The organism is Sphingopyxis sp. GW247-27LB (assembly GCF_002277025.1).
In the GTDB taxonomy this organism is placed as follows: Bacteria; Pseudomonadota; Alphaproteobacteria; order Sphingomonadales; family Sphingomonadaceae; genus Sphingopyxis.
Genome location: NZ_NIWD01000009.1, coordinates 37,431 through 53,359, shown reverse-complemented (window position 1 = coordinate 53,359; position 15,929 = coordinate 37,431). Strand labels below are relative to the sequence as shown.

Below are 15,929 nucleotides of genomic sequence, written 5' to 3'. Positions count from 1 at the left end.
TTCTCCCGCTGCCGCTTAAAGGCACGGCGCTTATGCCCGAACCGATCATCTTTGCCATCCCCAAGGGACGCATCCTCGACGAGGCGCTGCCGCTGCTCGCGCGCGTCGGCATCGAGCCCGCGGCGGACTTCTTCGATCCGAAGAGCCGCGCGCTGGTGTTCGGGACGAACCAGCCGCATATCTCGCTGATCCGCGTCCGCGCCTTCGACGTCGCGACCTTCGTCGCGCACGGCGCGGCGCAGCTCGGCATCGTCGGGTCGGACGTCGTCGACGAGTTCGACTATTCGGAGCTTTACGCACCGGTCGACCTCGGCATCGGTCATTGCCGGCTGTCGCTCGCCGGGCCCGAGGGCAGCGCGCCGCCGGGGCTGGGCGAAAGCCATATCCGCGTCGCGACCAAATATCCGTCGACCACGCGCCGCTGGTTCGAGGCGCAGGGCATCCAGGCCGAATGCATCAAGCTCAACGGCGCGATGGAGATCGCGCCGAAGCTCGGGCTCGCCTCGCATATCGTCGATCTCGTCTCGACCGGGCGCACGCTGGTCGAGAATGCGCTCGCCGAGCAGACGGTGATCAGCGAGGTGTCGGCGCGGCTGATCGTCAATCGCGCGGCGTTCAAACTGCGCTCGGCCGAAGTGCCCGCGCTGGTCGAGAAATTCCGGCAGGCGGTCGGTCATGCGGCGGCTTGACGCCTCGGATCCCGGTTTTGCCGCCGAGTTCGACGCGCTGGTGAACGACCGGCGCGAGAGCGCGTCCGACGTCTCGGCCGACGTCGCCGCGATCGTCGCGCGGGTGAAGGCCGAGGGCGACGCGGTGCTTGCCGACTATACGGCGCGCTTCGACCGCTTCGATCTCGACGCGAGCGGCTGGAGCATCTCGAAAGAGGAATGCGCCGCCGCCTATGACGCGCTGGCACCCGAGCTTCGCGGCGCGCTCGATCTCGCCGCGGAGCGCATCCGCGCCTATCACGCCGCGCAGCGGCCCGAGGATCGCGACTATCGCGATGCCGCCGGTGCCCGGCTCGGCGCGCGCTGGCGCGCGGTCGACGCGGCGGGGGTCTATGTCCCCGGCGGGCGTGCCGCCTATCCCTCGTCGGTGCTGATGAACATCATTCCCGCGAAGGTCGCGGGGGTCGAACGGATCGTCATGGTCACCCCGACGCCCGACGGCGCGGTCAATCCGGTCGTCATGGCGGCGGCGCATATCGGCGGGGTCGACGAGATCTGGCGTGTCGGCGGCGCGCAGGCGATCGCGGCGCTCGCCTATGGCACGCAGAAGATCGCGCCAGTCGACGTCGTCACCGGCCCCGGCAACGCCTGGGTCGCCGAGGCGAAGCGCCAGCTTTACGGCGTCGTCGGTATCGACATGGTCGCGGGGCCGAGCGAGATCGTCGTCGTCGCCGACGCGAAGAACGAACCGCACGTCATTGCCGCCGATTTGCTCAGCCAGGCCGAGCATGACCCGACCAGCCAGTCGATTCTGTTCACCGACGACGGCGATTTCGCCGATGCGGTCGCGGCGGCGGTCGCGCATGTCATCCCGGCGCTGGGTACCGCGCCGACGATGCAGGCGAGTTGGGCCGACAATGGCGCGGTGATCGTCGTGCCGCGCCTCGCCGACGCCATCCCCTTGTGCGACCGGCTCGCGCCCGAGCATCTCGAGCTCGCCGTCGACGCGGCCGAAGCCGACGCGCTCTTCGCCAAGGTGCGCCATGCGGGCTCGGTCTTCCTCGGCCGCCAGACCCCCGAGGCGATCGGCGACTATGTCGGGGGGCCCAACCACGTCCTCCCCACCGGACGCCGCGCGCGCTTTTCGAGCGGGCTGTCGGTCACCGACTTCATGAAGCGCACCAGCTTCCTCGCGCTCGACGAGGCCAGCCTCGCGGCGATCGGCCCCGCCGCGGTCGCGCTGGCGACCGCCGAGGGGCTGCCCGCCCACGCGCTCAGCGTCCAGAACAGATTGAAACAGCCATGAATAAACGCGCCGTATCCCGCTCCGCCGCCCGCCTCGCCGCCGTGCAGGCGCTCTATCAGCACGAGATGGAGGGCACGCCGGTCGCGCAGCTCATCCACGAATTCCATCAGCATCGCATCGGCAAGATCATCGAGGACGCTGAATATGCCGACGCCGACGTCCCCTTCTTCGACGACATCGTGAAGGGCGCGCTCGCGCGGGCGGACGAGGTCGACGCCGCGATCACCGCGCGCCTCGCGAGCGGCTGGACGATGGAGCGGCTCGACCGCACGATGAAGGCGATCCTGCGCGCGGGCGCCTATGAACTGATCGCGCGCGGCGACGTGCCTGTCGGCGCGGTGGTCAGCGAATATGTCGACGTCGCGAAGGCCTTCTTCGACGCACGCGAGGCGGGCTTCGCCAACGGCCTGCTCGACGCGATCGGCAAGGATGTGCGCGCTTAGTTGGCGCGTGCGCTCCCGCGAAGGCGGGAGCCCGGAACGGAAATGAGCCGAACGGTGGCGCAAATGCGCTCTGGGCTCCCGCCTTCGCGGCGACGCACCTCTGCGGTATCTTTTATACCATTCGGCTATTCGCTACCCATGCCAGCATGAGCGAAGCCGATTTCATCGCCCGCATGCGCGCCATCGCGACCGATCCCGCGGCGCGCGGGCTCGCCGACGATGCGGCGGTGTGGGAGGGGCTGGTGCTGACCCACGACATGATCGTCGAGGGCATCCACTTCCTCCCCGACGAAAAGCCGCAGGACGTCGCGTGGAAGCTCGTCGCGGTGAATCTGTCCGATCTCGCCGCTAAGGGCGCGGCGCCCGTCGGGGTGCTCGTCGGCTACAGCCTCGGCGACGAAGCGTGGGACAAGGCGTTCGCCGACGGGCTCGACATCGCGCTCCGGCGCTTCGGCCTGCTGCTGCTCGGCGGCGACACGGTGCGCGTGCCCGCGGGTGCGCCGCGCAGCTTCGGCCTGACCGCGATCGGCCGCGCGCCCGAGGGCGGGGTGCCGTCGCGCGATGGAGCCCGGCCGGGCGACCAGATCTGGGTCACCGGGACGATCGGCAACGCCGGCGTCGGCCTTGCCATGCGGCTCGGCGAGATCGAGCCGAACGAGACCTGTCTCGACGCCTATCGCCGCCCGCAGCCGCAGTTGACCTTCGGCCAGGCGGTCGCGGGTCATGTCCATGCGATGATGGATGTGTCGGACGGCCTGCTCATCGATGCCGAGCGGATGGCGGCGGCGAGCGGCTGCCGTTTCGGCATCATGCTCGAATCCTTGCCCTTGTCGGCGGCGCTGCTCGCGGCGCGCCCCGACGTGCCCGACACGCGGCTCGCCGCCGCGACCGCGGGCGACGACTATCAGCTTCTCTTCGCGGCCGATCCCGGCGAGGCGGCGGCGATCCGTGAGATCGCGGCGAGGCTCGATGTCCGGATCACGATGCTCGGCCATACGGCGGTGGGTGAGGGTGTCATGCTGACCCACAAGGCGCAGCGCGTCCCACTTCCCGAGCGACTGGGTTTCATGCACTGAAATGTCGCTCGATCGGCATCCTGACGGATGACGGCCATTGCGGGCTTGTGCTTGGCATTCTTTCTTCCCATAACCCGCCCGTCCAAATTTGGGGCGGTCGCATCAGGGGAGAGAGCGAGCCGGCATCAATAAGTCGGACGTTCGACTGCTATCTTTGCGTTCGCCCTTCTCAATGGGGAAGGAACAGACACGCATGAACGATCCGGTTTTGATCGCGATAGTGTGCGGCCTTTTGGCCGTGCTCTATGGCTTCATTACCTCGCGGCAGGTGCTCGGCGCCTCGGCGGGTAATGAAAAGATGCAGGAAATCGCCGCGGCGATCCAGGAGGGCGCGCAGGCCTATCTGAAGCGCCAATATACCACCATCGCCATCGTCGGCGTCGTCGTCGCGATCATCGTCGCCTGGGCGCTCGGCCCGGTGTCGGCGGCCGGGTTCGTCATCGGCTCGATCCTGTCGGGGGTCGCCGGATTCATCGGCATGAACATCTCGGTGCGCTCGAACGTCCGCACCGCCGCGGCGGCGCAAAAGGGGCTGCAGTCGGGTCTTACGCTGGCGTTCCGCGCCGGTGCGATCACCGGGCTGCTGGTCGCTGGTCTCGCGCTGCTCGCGATTTCGGTCTTCTACTGGTTCCTGACCACGCAGATGGGCAAGACGGTGGGCGGCGACGACCGCACGGTCGTCGATGGGCTCGTCGCGCTCGCTTTCGGCGCCTCGCTGATCTCGATCTTCGCGCGTCTCGGTGGCGGTATCTTCACCAAGGCCGCCGACGTCGGCGCCGACCTGGTCGGCAAGGTCGAGGCGGGCATTCCCGAGGACGATCCGCGCAACCCCGCGGTGATCGCCGATAACGTCGGCGACAATGTCGGCGATTGCGCCGGCATGGCGGCCGACCTCTTCGAAACCTATGTCGTCACCGTCGGCGCCACGATGGTGCTGACCGCGCTGCTGCTCAAGGGCGCGGGCGAACTTCTCGGGGGCCTGATGGCGCTGCCGCTGCTGATCGGCGGCGTGTGCATCATCACCTCGATCATCGGAACCTATTTCGTCCGCCTCGGCCGGTCGAACAATGTGATGGGCGCGATGTACAAGGGCTTCCTGGTCTCGGCCGTGCTTTCGGTCTTCGGCATCTGGTTCGCGACCAGCTATGCGCTCGGCGGCATGGAAACGGTGATCCCGGGTACCGATTATACGGGTCGCGCGCTCTTCTATTGCTCGCTGCTCGGGCTCGTCATCACCGGGCTGATCATTTGGATCACCGAATATTACACCGGCACCAATTTCCGTCCGGTGCGCTCGATCGCGAAGGCGTCCGAAACGGGCCACGGCACCAACGTGATCCAGGGTCTCGCGGTCAGCCTCGAGGCAACCGCGCTGCCGACGCTCGTGATCGTCGCCGGCATCATCATCGCCCATCAGCTCGCGGGGTTGATCGGCATCGCCTATGGCGCGACCGCGATGCTCGCGCTCGCCGGCATGGTCGTCGCGCTCGACGCTTATGGTCCGGTGACCGACAATGCGGGCGGCATCGCCGAAATGGCGGGGCTCGACGACAGCGTGCGCGAAAAGACCGACCTGCTCGACGCGGTCGGCAACACCACCAAGGCGGTGACCAAGGGCTATGCCATCGGCTCGGCGGGCCTCGCGGCGCTGGTGCTCTTCGCGGCCTATACGACTGACCTTCGGGAATTCTTCCCGAACCTGACGGTCAATTTCAGCCTCGAAAACCCCTATGTCATCGTCGGGCTTCTGCTCGGCGCCCTGCTTCCGTACCTGTTCGGCGCGATGGGCATGACCGCGGTCGGGCGCGCTGCGGGCGACGTGGTGAAGGACGTGCGCGAGCAGTTCGCGAACGACCCCGGCATCATGGCGGGCACCTCGAAGCCCAACTATGCGCGCACGGTCGACCTCGTCACCAAAGCGGCGATCAAGGAGATGATCATCCCGTCGCTGCTGCCGGTGCTCGCGCCGATCGTCGTCTATTATGTGATCAGCTGGGTCGCGGGTGATCAGGCGGCGGGCTTCGCCGCGCTCGGCGCGCTGCTGCTCGGCGTGATCGTCGGCGGCCTGTTCGTCGCGATCTCGATGACCGCGGGCGGTGGCGCGTGGGACAATGCCAAGAAATATATCGAGGACGGCAACCACGGCGGCAAGGGCAGCGAAGCCCATAAGGCCGCGGTGACCGGCGATACCGTGGGCGATCCCTACAAGGACACCGCGGGTCCGGCCGTGAACCCGATGATCAAGATCACCAACATCGTCGCGCTGCTCCTGCTCGCGGCGCTTGCGGGGCATGCCGTCGGCTGACGCCTGCTTTTGGGTGAAGAAGAAGCCCCGCCGGAGCGATCCGGCGGGGCTTTTCTTTGGTGGTCTTGGGGTGGCTGCTGATGATCCTCCCCACTTGTGGGGAGGTGGCAGCCCCGCAGGGGCTGACGGAGGGGGGTCGCGTCCTTACGCGACGCCGTTTCAGGCTGCCCGCCCCCTCCACCGCCTTCGGCGGTCCCCCTCCCCGCAAAGCGGGGAGGATATCTAAGGCCGCAACCGCCCGAAAGCCGCCTCAGGACGCGGACGTCGCCCCCATCTGCCGCGCATAGCCTGCCTGCACCATCGCGCTCATCCGGTCGAACAGCGCGTCGGGGTCACCGCGGCGGAGCGCCGCGATTTGGGATTCGGCGCCCTCGGCGACCACGATCTCGCGCTTGGCGGCTTCGACTGCATCCAATATCTGCGCCGCGGCCGCATCGGGCGACAGGCCGTTGTCGATCGCAGCGTCGCTCGTCCCGCGCACGCTGCCGTCGGCGTTGAGCGCGTTGCGGCTGACGTTGGTCGCGACCGATCCCGGCGCGACGACCAGCACCTTCAGTCCCAGATGCTCATTCTCCGCGCGCACCGCGTCATGATAGCCGATCAGCCCGTGCTTGGCCGCCGAATAGGCGCTGCGCAGCGGGACGCCGGCGATGCCTGCGACGCTGGATATCGCGACGATCTGCCCGCCGCCCGCGCCGACCATGCGAGGCAGAAGCTGCTGCGTCAGCGCGATCGGTGCGAGCAGGTCGACGTCGATGATCTTCTCATAAACCGAAAAGTCGGTCTCGATCGCCAGGCTGCGCTGCGAGATGCCGGCATTGTTGATCAGTCCGTCGATGCGGCCGCACCAATTCCACGCTTCTTCCACCATGCGGGGCAGGGCGGCATAGTCGGTCGCCTCGAAGGGCAGGATCATCGTGCCGGGGCCGATGTCCTTGGCGACTGCCTCGAGTGCCGCGACGTTGCGCCCCGACAGGATCAGCTTCGCGCCGCGCGCCGCCAGACCCCGCGCGAGCGCCGCGCCGATTCCCGACGACGCGCCCGTAACCCACCAGACTTGATCCTGCATATCGACATCCCCATCTGTGATTCCGTCTCAAGGTGAAACGGACCGGAATCGCCGTCAACCCGCCGATCTCGCGGATTTCCGCGCGGGGGTGGCAATTTTGTTGCGACTCTGCTATAATAAATGTCAACGCGTCGAACTTTTCCCCCGCTTCGCCGTTTGCGGCGGGGCATCGTCCGGCGTTCCGATGGAGCCATATCCCTTGTCACTTTAACGGGCTAGCGCCGACCGAACTGCTCGATCCCCCTCTCGCACGAGGGCCGGATGCACCGGAGTTTTGACGCTGATCCTGGGGCAAGGCCAATGAAAGGAACTTGCATGTCCGCAAATACCCTCCTCTTCGAAGTCGGGGACTATGTCGTTTATCCGAAGCATGGCGTGGGGCGCGTCATCGAGCTGCAGAAGTCGGAAATCGCCGGCATGCAGCTCGAACTTTATGTCCTGCGCTTTGAAAAGGAAAAAATGACCCTGCGCGTCCCGACCAACAAGGCCGAGGGCGTGGGGATGCGCAAGCTATCGTCGGACAAGACGCTGAAGGAAGCGCTGCAGGTGCTGACCACCAAGCCGAAGGTCAAGCGCACCATGTGGTCGCGCCGCGCGCAGGAGTATGAAGCGAAGATCAATTCGGGCGACCTCGTGTCGATCGCCGAGGTGACCCGCGACCTGTTCCGCGCCGACGACCAGCCCGAGCAGAGCTATTCGGAGCGCCAGATCTTCGAAGCGGCGTCGAGCCGCCTCGCGCGCGAACTCGCAGCGATGGAGGAAAGCGACGAAAAGACCGCGCAGGCGAAGATCCTCCAGATCCTCAACGAACATGCGCCGCTCTACTACGCCGAAAAGGTGTAGCGGGTCGCAAAGCGATAAAGGAAAGGGGCGGCCTGAGAAGGTCGCCCTTTTTTCTGCCCCTCTCCCCCAAGGGAAGAGGGGAGCTACGGATATTTCGCGCTCACGAAATACAACCCGTCGGGCGGCGCATTGAGCCCCAGCGCGCTGCGATCCGCGGCATCGAGCGCGGCCTTCAAATCGCGCGCCGTCCATTTGCCTTCGCCTACCATGGAGAGGCAGCCGACCATCGAGCGCACCTGATGATGGAGAAAGCTCCGCGCCGCGGTCTCGATGATGATTTCCTCGCCGTGGCGGCTGACGCTGATCCGGTCGAGCGTCTTCACTGCACTTTCGGCCTGGCAATGCACCGAGCGGAAGGTCGTGAAATCGTGCCGCCCGACCAGCGCCTGCGCGGCGCCGTGCATCGCCTCGGCATCGAGCGGTTTCGCGAACTGCCACGACAACCCCTTGTCCCAGGTCAGCGGCGCGCGGCGGTTGACGATGCGATATTCATAGGCACGCCCGATGCACGAAAAGCGCGCGTGCCAGTCGTCGGCGACCGTCTCGCACGCGAGCACCGCGACCGGGGCGGGGCGAAGCTGCGCGTTCAGGGCCTCCATCAGCCGGAAGGGGGTGAACGGCTTTGCGATATCGACATGCGCGCGCATCGCGATCGCATGAACCCCGGCATCGGTGCGCCCCGCGCCGTGCACCGCGGCCTCCTCGCCGGTGATGCGCGTGACGGCCTCCTCGATCGCCTGCTGGACGCTCGGCCCGTGCGACTGGCGCTGCCAGCCCATGAAGGGGCGGCCGTCGAACTCGATGGTGAGGGCGAAGCGGGTCACGCCAGCCGCGTCCCTTTGGGAATCGCGCGCCCGCGCAGCAGTTCAGCCGCGTCCATTGCCGGCTTGCCCGCGCGCTGCACGCGTAGCGCGCGGATCGCGCCTGGGTTGCACGCCACCGTCAGGGCATCGTCGAGCGTCACGCCGGGCGTGGCGCCCGCGATCGTGTCGGCCGGATGGACGACCTCGACTGCGAGCAGCTTGTAGCGTTCGCCGTCCAGCTCGAAGAAGGCGCCCGGCACCGGATTGAACGCGCGGATCTGCCGCTCGACCTGCACCGCGCTGGTTAGGAAATCGAGTCGCGCTTCGCTCTTGTCGATTTTCGCGGCATAGGTGACGCCGGCCTCGGGTTGCGGTTCGGGCGCGAAGGCATGAAGGTCGCTCAGCACCTTCCCCATCAGGCTGGCGCCCATCGTTGCCAGTTCGTCGGTCAGCTCGCCCGCGGTCTTGCGATCGATCGGCGTGCGCCCGACCAGCCGCATCGCGCCGGTGTCGAGCCCCGCGTCCATCTGCATGATCGTCACGCCCGTCTCGGCATCGCCCGACAGGATCGCGCGCTGCACCGGCGCCGCGCCGCGCCAGCGCGGCAGGATCGAGCCGTGGACGTTGAGACAGCCCTCGCGCGGCGCGTCGAGCACCGCCTGCGGCAGGATCAGGCCGTACGCCGCGACCACCGCGACGTCGAGGTCGAGCGCGGCGAATTCGGCCTGTTCCTCGGCGCCTTTGAGGCTCTTCGGCGTGCGGACGTCGAGGCCGTGCGCCTCGGCCCAGAGATGCACCGCGCTCCGCTGCAATTTCTTGCCGCGCTGTGCGGGACGCGGCGGCTGGGTGTAGACGGCCACGATCTCGTGCCCCGCCGCATGCAGCGCGGCGAGCGTCGGCACCGCGAAGGGCGGCGTTCCCATGAAGGCGATGCGCATGGCTGCGCCTTTGGCGAAGGAAAGAGCGCGGTGCAAGACTAACGCTCTTTACTGTCGTCACCCCGGACTTGATCCGGGGTCCCGCTTTCGGACGTTGCTGAGCGGGACCCCGGATCAAGTCCGGAGTGACGGGAAGGGATATTGTGCACCAACTGCACACCCACTACCACCACCGCATGGCCTCCACCGAAATCGAAGCCCTCGTTCAGCAACTCGCCCGGCTCCCCGGGCTCGGCCCGCGCTCGGCGCGGCGCGCGGTGCTCCATCTGATGAAGAAGCGCGAGAGCGCCTTCGCGCCCTTGCTCGCCGCGCTCCAGACGGTATCGGAACGGCTCGTCACCTGTGGGATTTGCGGCAATGTCGACACGCAGGATCCCTGTGCGATCTGCGCCGACCCGCGCCGCGACGCGCGTAGCCTGTGCGTCGTCGAGGAGGTGTCGGACCTGTGGGCGCTCGACAAGTCGCGGCTCTTTCCCGGCAAATATCATGTCCTCGGCGGGCGACTGTCGGCACTCGAGGGCGTGCGCCCGCAGGATCTCAGCATCGACGCGCTCGTCGCGCGCGTCGCCGCGGGCGGCATCGACGAGGTCGTGCTGGCGATGAACGCGACGCTGGAGGGGCAGACGACCGCCCATTATCTGGCCGAGCGGCTGGAAGGCTATCCGGTGCGGCTGACGCAGTTGGCGCACGGGCTGCCGGTGGGCGGGGAGCTCGATTATCTCGACGAAGGGACGCTGGCGCAGGCGCTGCGGGCGCGGAGGCCGGTGGGTTGACTATAAGGATGCTAACAACAAGCCTTCTTTGTGCTCTGACATTATCCGGCTGTTCTTCTTCGACGGACTTTAATCCAACGGATGCTGAAATTGCGAAACTGGAAAAGCGTCTTGATCGGCATAGGTGCGTAGGAAAGCTTGAAAACTGGCGAAGAACTTATGTTCGCCTACCGATTTTTACCCAAGAAGAAGTTGCCGCCGCAAAGCGCGAAAAGCGGTTGGAGCGAGTGGAAAATTTCGACAAACGTTTCGTTGAGTTCAAACTGGAGCGTGCGGACGGGCGATCGATTGTAGCGGGTCGCGTGAAGCCGAAAAGCTACGATGATTTGCCCGCCGGTGGATGCGTCGAACCCAATTGCCTCGGGGGTGGTTTCGCGATCCCTCGGGACGAACTCTATCTCGATTGCGAGAAACGCGCAGCCCCTTGACCCCGCGCCCCCGCGATCATACCTCGCACCCATGGCCCTGCTACCCATCATAGAGACCCCGGACCCCCGGCTGCGCGTCATTTCGAAGCCCGTCGAGACCTTCGACGCCGAGCTGAAGACGCTGGTCGCCGACATGTTCGAGACGATGTACGACGCCCCCGGCATCGGGCTCGCCGCGATTCAGGTCGGGGTGGCGAAGCGCATCCTGGTGATCGACCTGCAGGAACCCGATCCCGAGGACGAAGAGGGCAAGCGCGTGATCCGCGATCCCCGCGCGTTCATCAACCCGGTCTTCTCCGACTTTTCGGAGGAGCATAGCGTCTACCAGGAAGGCTGCTTGTCGGTCCCCGAGCAATATGCCGAGGTGACGCGCCCCGCCGAGGTCACGGTCGACTGGCAGGACGCCGACGGCCGGCATCACAAGGAGCGCATGACCGGCCTGATGGCGACATGCATCCAGCACGAGCACGACCATCTGGAGGGCATCCTCTTCATCGACCATCTGTCGCGGTTGAAGCGCGAGATGGTGCTGAAGAAGCTCGCGAAGCTGCGCAAGGCGGCCTGACCATTAAACATTCGTCACCCCGGACTTGATCCGGGGTCCCGCTCAGCAACGGTGACAAGCGGGACCCCGGATCAAGTCCGGGGTGACGATATTGCGTAAGCCAGTCTCAATCCGCCTTCTTCGCCACCCCGACCATCGCGGGGCGCAGCAGGCGGTCCTTCATCATGTATCCCGCCTGCATTTCCTGCACGATCGTGCCGGCTTCCTTGTCGCTCGGGATTTCGAGCATCGCCTGATGCTGGTTGGGATCGAGCGGCAGGCCGATCGCCGCGATGCGGGTGATGCCGTGGCGTTCGAAGACGCTCATCAGCTCGCGCTCGGTCGCCTCGAGGCCCGCGACGAAGGGCTTGAATTTTTCGTCCTCGCGCTGATCCTCGCCGATCGCGGCGAGCGCGCGGCCCAGATTGTCGGCGACCGACAATATGTCGCGCGCGAATTTGGTCGCGGCATAGGCGTGCGCGTCGGCGATCTCCTTGTCCTTGCGGCGCGTGACGTTCTGCGTCTCGGCGCGCGCATAGAGCAGGTCCTGCTGCAGCGACGCGACCTGTTCGGCGAGCTTCGCCGTCTCGTCCTGTTCGGCGGCCGGCGCTTCGGCGGTCTCGGCTTCGGGGGGCGTTCCGTCGTCGACGGGCGTCTCGTTTTCGATGTTCGTCATAAACCTATCGTATCAGTCTGGAGAGCGATTGGGCGGTGAAATCCACCATGGGTACGATGCGCGCATAGTTCAAGCGCGTCGGGCCGATCACCCCGACGACGCCGACGACGCGCCCATCCGATCCGCGATAGGGCGCGGCGATAACCGACGAGCCCGAGAGCGAAAAGAGCTTATTCTCCGACCCGATGAAAATGCGGGTCGCGCTGCCCTCGCGCGCGCTGTCGAGCAGGTGGGCGATGTCCTGCTTTGTCTCGAGTTCGTCGAGGAGCTGCCGCACCCGGTCGAGGTCGCCGACCGCGCTCTCGTCGAGCAGGTTCGCCTGCCCACGCACGATCAGCACCGGCCGGTCGGCGCCGTCCGACGACCAGATCGCAAGACCCCGCGACACGAGGTCGGCGGCGGCGCGGTCGATCGCGATGCGCTCGGCCTCGATCTCGCGCCGCACCCGCGCCATCGCCTCGGTCAGCGTCAGGCCGGACAGCATCGCCGAGACATAATTGCCCGCCTCGACCAGCGCGGAGGGGTGGAGCCCGGCCGGAATGTCGATCACGCGATTTTCGACCGTGCCGTCGCCCGCGACAAGGACGACGAGTGCTTGGCTCGCCGACATCGGCACAAAGGCGACCTGTTTCAGCACTCGCTCATGCTTGGGGACAAGGACGAGCCCGGCGCAGGCCGACAGGCCCGAAAGCGCCGCGGTCGCCTGCGCGAGCGCGCTTTCGATCGGCCCGGCGTCGGACAGGCTCGCCTCGATCTGCGCGCGGTCCTCCGCGCTCGGTTCGGCGACCTGCATCATCCCGTCGACGAACAGCCGCAGCCCCTGCTCGGTCGGCAGCCGCCCGGCGCTGGTGTGCGGGCTCGCGAGCAGGCCGAGCTCCTCGAGGTCCTGCATCACGTTGCGGATCGACGCGGGCGACAGGTTGAGCGCCGCGAGCTTGGAGAGCGTGCGCGACCCGACCGGCTGCCCGGTCTCCAGATAGGCGTCGACTACCAGCCGGAACACGTCGCGCGCACGCGTTGTGAGTTCGGTGATCGGCGGCGTGGTCATGCGGAGGATGTAGGGGCGGCGAGGGGGAGGGGCAAGGATGCAAACCCTTCTCCCGCAAGCGGGATAGGAAAAGGGACTCGCGGTCATCGGCCTCTGTCGTTAGCCTCCCTACGGGGGAGAAACCGCATGACCACACGCCCGCTGACCCAGGACGATCCGCTCGACGATTTCGAGCACCGCGACATCGCGCTGCTCGGCCGCAAGCACCGCGTCTATGCAATGGGTAGCGGTCCCGCGGTGATCGTGATGACCGAAATGCCCGGCATCAGCCCGCACGTCGCGCGCTTCGCCCGCTGGGTCCGCGACGCCGGCTTCACCGTCTATATGCCGCATATCTTCGGCAAGGATGGCGCGGTGCCGCGGATGCCCGGTGCGCTGTTCACGATGATCGGCGGCTGCATCAGCCGCCAGTTCCGCGCCTTTCAGGCCAATGAAAGCTCGCCCGCGACGCGCTGGCTGCGCGCGCTCGCGGCGCTCGCGCACAAGGAATGCGGCGGCCGGGGCGTCGGCGCGATCGGCATGTGCTTCACCGGCAATTTCGCGCTGTCGATGATGCTCGAACCCGCTGTGCTCGCGCCGGTGCTCTCGCAGCCCTCGCTGCCGCTGAACGACGCCGCGGGGATGCACATCGCCCCCGATGAGCTGGCGGCGGTCAAGGCGCGGATGGAGGCCGAGGATCTGACCGTGCTCGCCTATCGGTTCGAGGGCGACACATTCTGCAAGGCCGCGCGCTTCGCGGCCTATGAGGATGCGCTCGGCGACCGCTTCGTCGGCCGCGTATTGCCCGACAGCGCCGCCAACCCCGACAGTCCGATGAAGAACCCGCACAGCGTCGTCACTATCCATCTGATCGACGAGGCGGGACAGCCGACGGTCGCGGCGCGCGACGAAATCCTCGATTTCTTCCGTATGCGGTTGAGCGATTGAGCGCGCGCGCCTAAGGGCGGCGACAATCTTCAATCGAAAGGATCATCCATGCGCCCTTCCGGCCGCGCGCCCGACCAGATGCGCTCCATCGCCATCGAACCCGAATTCACCATCCATGCCGAGGGCAGCGTCCTCGTCGCCTTCGGCAACACCAAGGTTCTGGTGACCGCCAGCGTCGAGGAAAAGGTGCCGCCCTTCCTGCGCGGCAAGGGGCAGGGCTGGGTGACCGCCGAATATGGCATGCTACCGCGCGCGACTCACACGCGCGGCAGCCGCGAGGCGGCGAAGGGCAAGCAGTCAGGACGGACGCAGGAAATTCAGCGGCTTATCGGCCGCAGCTTGCGCGCCGTCGTCGATATGGCGAAGCTCGGCGAGCGGCAGATCGTCATCGACTGCGACGTCATCCAGGCCGACGGTGGCACGCGCACCGCATCGATTTCGGGCGCGTGGGTTGCGTTGCGCCTCGCGGTCGACAAGCTGATCGCGGCGGGCGCGCTGACCGCCGACCCGATCGAGGACAAGGTCGCGGCGATCTCGTGCGGCATCTACAAGGGCACCCCGGTGCTCGACCTCGACTATGACGAGGATTCGAACGCCGAGGCCGACGGCAATTTCGTCCTCACCGGCAAGGGGCAGATCGTCGAGGTTCAGGCGAGCGCCGAGGGCGCGACGTACGACGAGGAAGGCCTGCTCCGCCTGCTCCGCCTCGCGCGCATCGGCTGCGCCGACATCTTCGCCGCGCAGGCGAAGGCGGTAGGGCGCTGAATCCATTTTCGTCACCCCGGACTTGATCCGGGGGCCATCGACGGTGAAGAATGGATGCCGGATCAAGTCCGGCATGACGAAGATTTGGAGACGCTGTTGACCCACCGCAAACTGCAGCCGGGCAAGCTCGTCATCGCGAGTCACAACGCGGGCAAGGTGCGCGAGATTCGCGCGCTGCTCGCACCCTTCGGCATCGATCCGGTGTCGGCGGGCGATCTCGGCCTGCCCGAGTCCGAAGAGACCGGAACGACGTTCCGCGACAATGCGCTGCTCAAGGCGTACGCCAGCGCTACGGCGTCGGGGCTGCCCGCGCTCGCCGACGACAGCGGGCTCGAGGTCGCGGCGCTCGGCGGCCGGCCCGGCGTCTACACCGCCGACTGGGCCGAGCGACAATGGTTCGAGGGCGAGCCGGGAAAAGATTGGGCCGGACGCGACTGGTATCTGGCGATGGGCAAGGTCGAGGGGCTGCTCGCCGAACAGGGGCCGGGCGCCGACCGCAGCGCCCGCTTCGTCTGCACCCTCGCGCTCGCCTGGCCCGACGGCCATGCGGAAGTATTTGAGGGCACGGCGGACGGCAGCCTGACCTGGCCACCGCGCGGGACGCTGGGTTTCGGCTATGATCCTGTCTTCGTTCCGGCTGGTAAGTCGCTGACTTATGCCGAGATCGATCCTACGGAAAAACATGCGATCAGCCATCGTGCCGATGCCTTTGCGAAGCTGGTAGCAGGGGTTTTCGGCTGACGGCCAATTTTACCCGGATATTATTGACAGATATTTTATCCGGGTGTAATTTCCCCGCATGAACGATATTCCAACCGTAACCGCCTTTCTTGGCGACAGGAAACTCGCATCGGGATCGCGCGCGACCGTCCAGCATATGCTGGAGGAACGCTACGCAAGTGACTTGGGGTCGATCCTCGTTTTCGACGACGCGACCGGCAAGCTTGCCGACCTCGATTATTGGGACGCCGCGACGCCGGCGCCCGCGCCGTCGGCGGGCCGCCCCAGGCTCGGCGTCAAGGCGCGCGAGGTGACGCTGTTGCCGCGGCATTGGGACTGGCTCGCGGCGCAGCCCGGCGGCGCCTCCGCTGCGTTGCGACGGCTGGTCGAGGCGGCGAGCAAGGAGGGAGGCGACGGCCGGATGCGCCGCGACGCGGCCTATCATTTCATGAGCCATATGTGCGGCAACCTGCCGGGCTATGAGGAAGCGCTGCGCGCGCTCTATCGCGACGACGACGCGGCGTTCGACGGGCTGATCGCGGAATGGCCCGAGGATGTGCGCGGACATATCCGGCATCTGATCGCCGGCTGACATTC

18 protein-coding genes are annotated in these 15,929 nt (G+C 66.8%); 13 read left to right on the top strand and 5 right to left on the bottom strand.

The window, feature by feature from the left end:
• The first annotated feature begins 32 nt into the window (after nucleotides 1–32).
• The 5 genes from hisG to CD928_RS12555 all read left to right on the top strand — a co-directional run bounded on the left by hisG (nucleotide 33) and on the right by CD928_RS12555 (nucleotide 5,798).
• Nucleotides 33–689 (top strand): ATP phosphoribosyltransferase, encoded by a 657-nt coding sequence (gene hisG / locus CD928_RS12575; RefSeq protein WP_095387472.1) that lies wholly within the window; start codon nucleotides 33–35, stop codon nucleotides 687–689.
• On the top strand, nucleotides 676–1,974 hold the full coding sequence (gene hisD, locus CD928_RS12570) for a histidinol dehydrogenase (protein WP_095387471.1): 1,299 nt from the start codon (nucleotides 676–678) through the stop codon (nucleotides 1,972–1,974). Before hisG ends, hisD begins: the two co-directional genes overlap by 14 nt.
• Complete coding sequence (gene nusB, locus CD928_RS12565) at nucleotides 1,971–2,417, top strand: transcription antitermination factor NusB (RefSeq protein WP_095387470.1); 447 nt, start codon at nucleotides 1,971–1,973, stop codon at nucleotides 2,415–2,417. Before hisD ends, nusB begins: the two co-directional genes overlap by 4 nt.
• A 146-nt stretch (nucleotides 2,418–2,563) precedes the next feature.
• Complete coding sequence (gene thiL / locus CD928_RS12560) at nucleotides 2,564–3,493, top strand: thiamine-phosphate kinase (protein ID WP_095387469.1); 930 nt, start codon at nucleotides 2,564–2,566, stop codon at nucleotides 3,491–3,493.
• Between the two features lie 193 nt (nucleotides 3,494–3,686).
• Nucleotides 3,687–5,798, top strand: coding sequence for a sodium-translocating pyrophosphatase (locus CD928_RS12555; RefSeq protein ID WP_095387468.1), 2,112 nt, complete (start codon nucleotides 3,687–3,689; stop codon nucleotides 5,796–5,798).
• Between the two features lie 250 nt (nucleotides 5,799–6,048).
• Here the strand turns inward: CD928_RS12555 and CD928_RS12550 are convergent, their stop codons facing one another.
• Nucleotides 6,049–6,867, bottom strand: coding sequence for an SDR family NAD(P)-dependent oxidoreductase (locus tag CD928_RS12550; RefSeq protein WP_095387467.1), 819 nt, complete (start codon nucleotides 6,865–6,867; stop codon nucleotides 6,049–6,051).
• 315 nt (nucleotides 6,868–7,182) lie between these two features.
• Between CD928_RS12550 and CD928_RS12545 the strand changes: the two genes are divergently transcribed.
• Nucleotides 7,183–7,710, top strand: a complete 528-nt coding sequence (locus CD928_RS12545; protein WP_095387466.1) for a CarD family transcriptional regulator — start codon at nucleotides 7,183–7,185, stop codon at nucleotides 7,708–7,710.
• Between the two features lie 83 nt (nucleotides 7,711–7,793).
• Here the strand turns inward: CD928_RS12545 and truA are convergent, their stop codons facing one another.
• Together truA and fmt are read right to left on the bottom strand one after the other, a co-directional pair.
• Entirely contained in the window at nucleotides 7,794–8,534 is a 741-nt protein-coding gene (truA, locus tag CD928_RS12540) for a tRNA pseudouridine(38-40) synthase TruA (RefSeq protein ID WP_095387465.1), read from the bottom strand.
• Nucleotides 8,531–9,451 (bottom strand): methionyl-tRNA formyltransferase, encoded by a 921-nt coding sequence (gene fmt, locus CD928_RS12535; RefSeq protein ID WP_095387464.1) that lies wholly within the window; start codon nucleotides 9,449–9,451, stop codon nucleotides 8,531–8,533. The genes truA and fmt overlap by 4 nt, the downstream gene beginning before the upstream one ends.
• Nucleotides 9,452–9,627: 176 nt before the next feature.
• Here fmt and recR point away from each other — a divergent pair, with 176 nt between their 5' ends.
• From recR to def, 3 genes are read left to right on the top strand one after another with little or no spacing between them, the layout of a single operon-like run.
• Complete coding sequence (recR, locus tag CD928_RS12530) at nucleotides 9,628–10,224, top strand: recombination mediator RecR (protein WP_095387463.1); 597 nt, start codon at nucleotides 9,628–9,630, stop codon at nucleotides 10,222–10,224.
• A gap of 8 nt (nucleotides 10,225–10,232) precedes the next feature.
• Nucleotides 10,233–10,652: a hypothetical protein gene (locus CD928_RS23045; RefSeq protein WP_141237152.1), complete on the top strand. Its 420-nt coding sequence runs from the start codon at nucleotides 10,233–10,235 to the stop codon at nucleotides 10,650–10,652.
• A 31-nt stretch (nucleotides 10,653–10,683) separates the two neighbouring features.
• Nucleotides 10,684–11,217 (top strand): peptide deformylase, encoded by a 534-nt coding sequence (def, locus tag CD928_RS12520; protein ID WP_095387461.1) that lies wholly within the window; start codon nucleotides 10,684–10,686, stop codon nucleotides 11,215–11,217.
• A gap of 106 nt (nucleotides 11,218–11,323) precedes the next feature.
• On the opposite strand, the gene grpE is transcribed toward def, so the two are convergent.
• Both grpE and hrcA read right to left on the bottom strand, forming a co-directional pair.
• Nucleotides 11,324–11,872 (bottom strand): nucleotide exchange factor GrpE, encoded by a 549-nt coding sequence (grpE, locus tag CD928_RS12515; RefSeq protein WP_095387460.1) that lies wholly within the window; start codon nucleotides 11,870–11,872, stop codon nucleotides 11,324–11,326.
• A gap of 4 nt (nucleotides 11,873–11,876) precedes the next feature.
• On the bottom strand, nucleotides 11,877–12,920 hold the full coding sequence (gene hrcA / locus CD928_RS12510; protein WP_095387459.1) for a heat-inducible transcriptional repressor HrcA: 1,044 nt from the start codon (nucleotides 12,918–12,920) through the stop codon (nucleotides 11,877–11,879).
• A gap of 126 nt (nucleotides 12,921–13,046) precedes the next feature.
• On the opposite strand from hrcA, the gene CD928_RS12505 reads away from it, so the two are divergent.
• The 4 genes from CD928_RS12505 to CD928_RS12490 all read left to right on the top strand — a co-directional run bounded on the left by CD928_RS12505 (nucleotide 13,047) and on the right by CD928_RS12490 (nucleotide 15,924).
• Complete coding sequence (locus CD928_RS12505) at nucleotides 13,047–13,847, top strand: dienelactone hydrolase family protein (RefSeq protein ID WP_095387458.1); 801 nt, start codon at nucleotides 13,047–13,049, stop codon at nucleotides 13,845–13,847.
• A 48-nt stretch (nucleotides 13,848–13,895) separates the two neighbouring features.
• On the top strand, nucleotides 13,896–14,612 hold the full coding sequence (rph, locus tag CD928_RS12500; protein ID WP_095387457.1) for a ribonuclease PH: 717 nt from the start codon (nucleotides 13,896–13,898) through the stop codon (nucleotides 14,610–14,612).
• Between the two features lie 96 nt (nucleotides 14,613–14,708).
• Nucleotides 14,709–15,353 (top strand): RdgB/HAM1 family non-canonical purine NTP pyrophosphatase, encoded by a 645-nt coding sequence (gene rdgB, locus CD928_RS12495; protein ID WP_255247154.1) that lies wholly within the window; start codon nucleotides 14,709–14,711, stop codon nucleotides 15,351–15,353.
• 58 nt (nucleotides 15,354–15,411) lie between these two features.
• Nucleotides 15,412–15,924, top strand: coding sequence for a DUF2239 family protein (locus tag CD928_RS12490; protein WP_095387455.1), 513 nt, complete (start codon nucleotides 15,412–15,414; stop codon nucleotides 15,922–15,924).
• The last annotated feature ends 5 nt before the right edge of the window (nucleotides 15,925–15,929 follow it).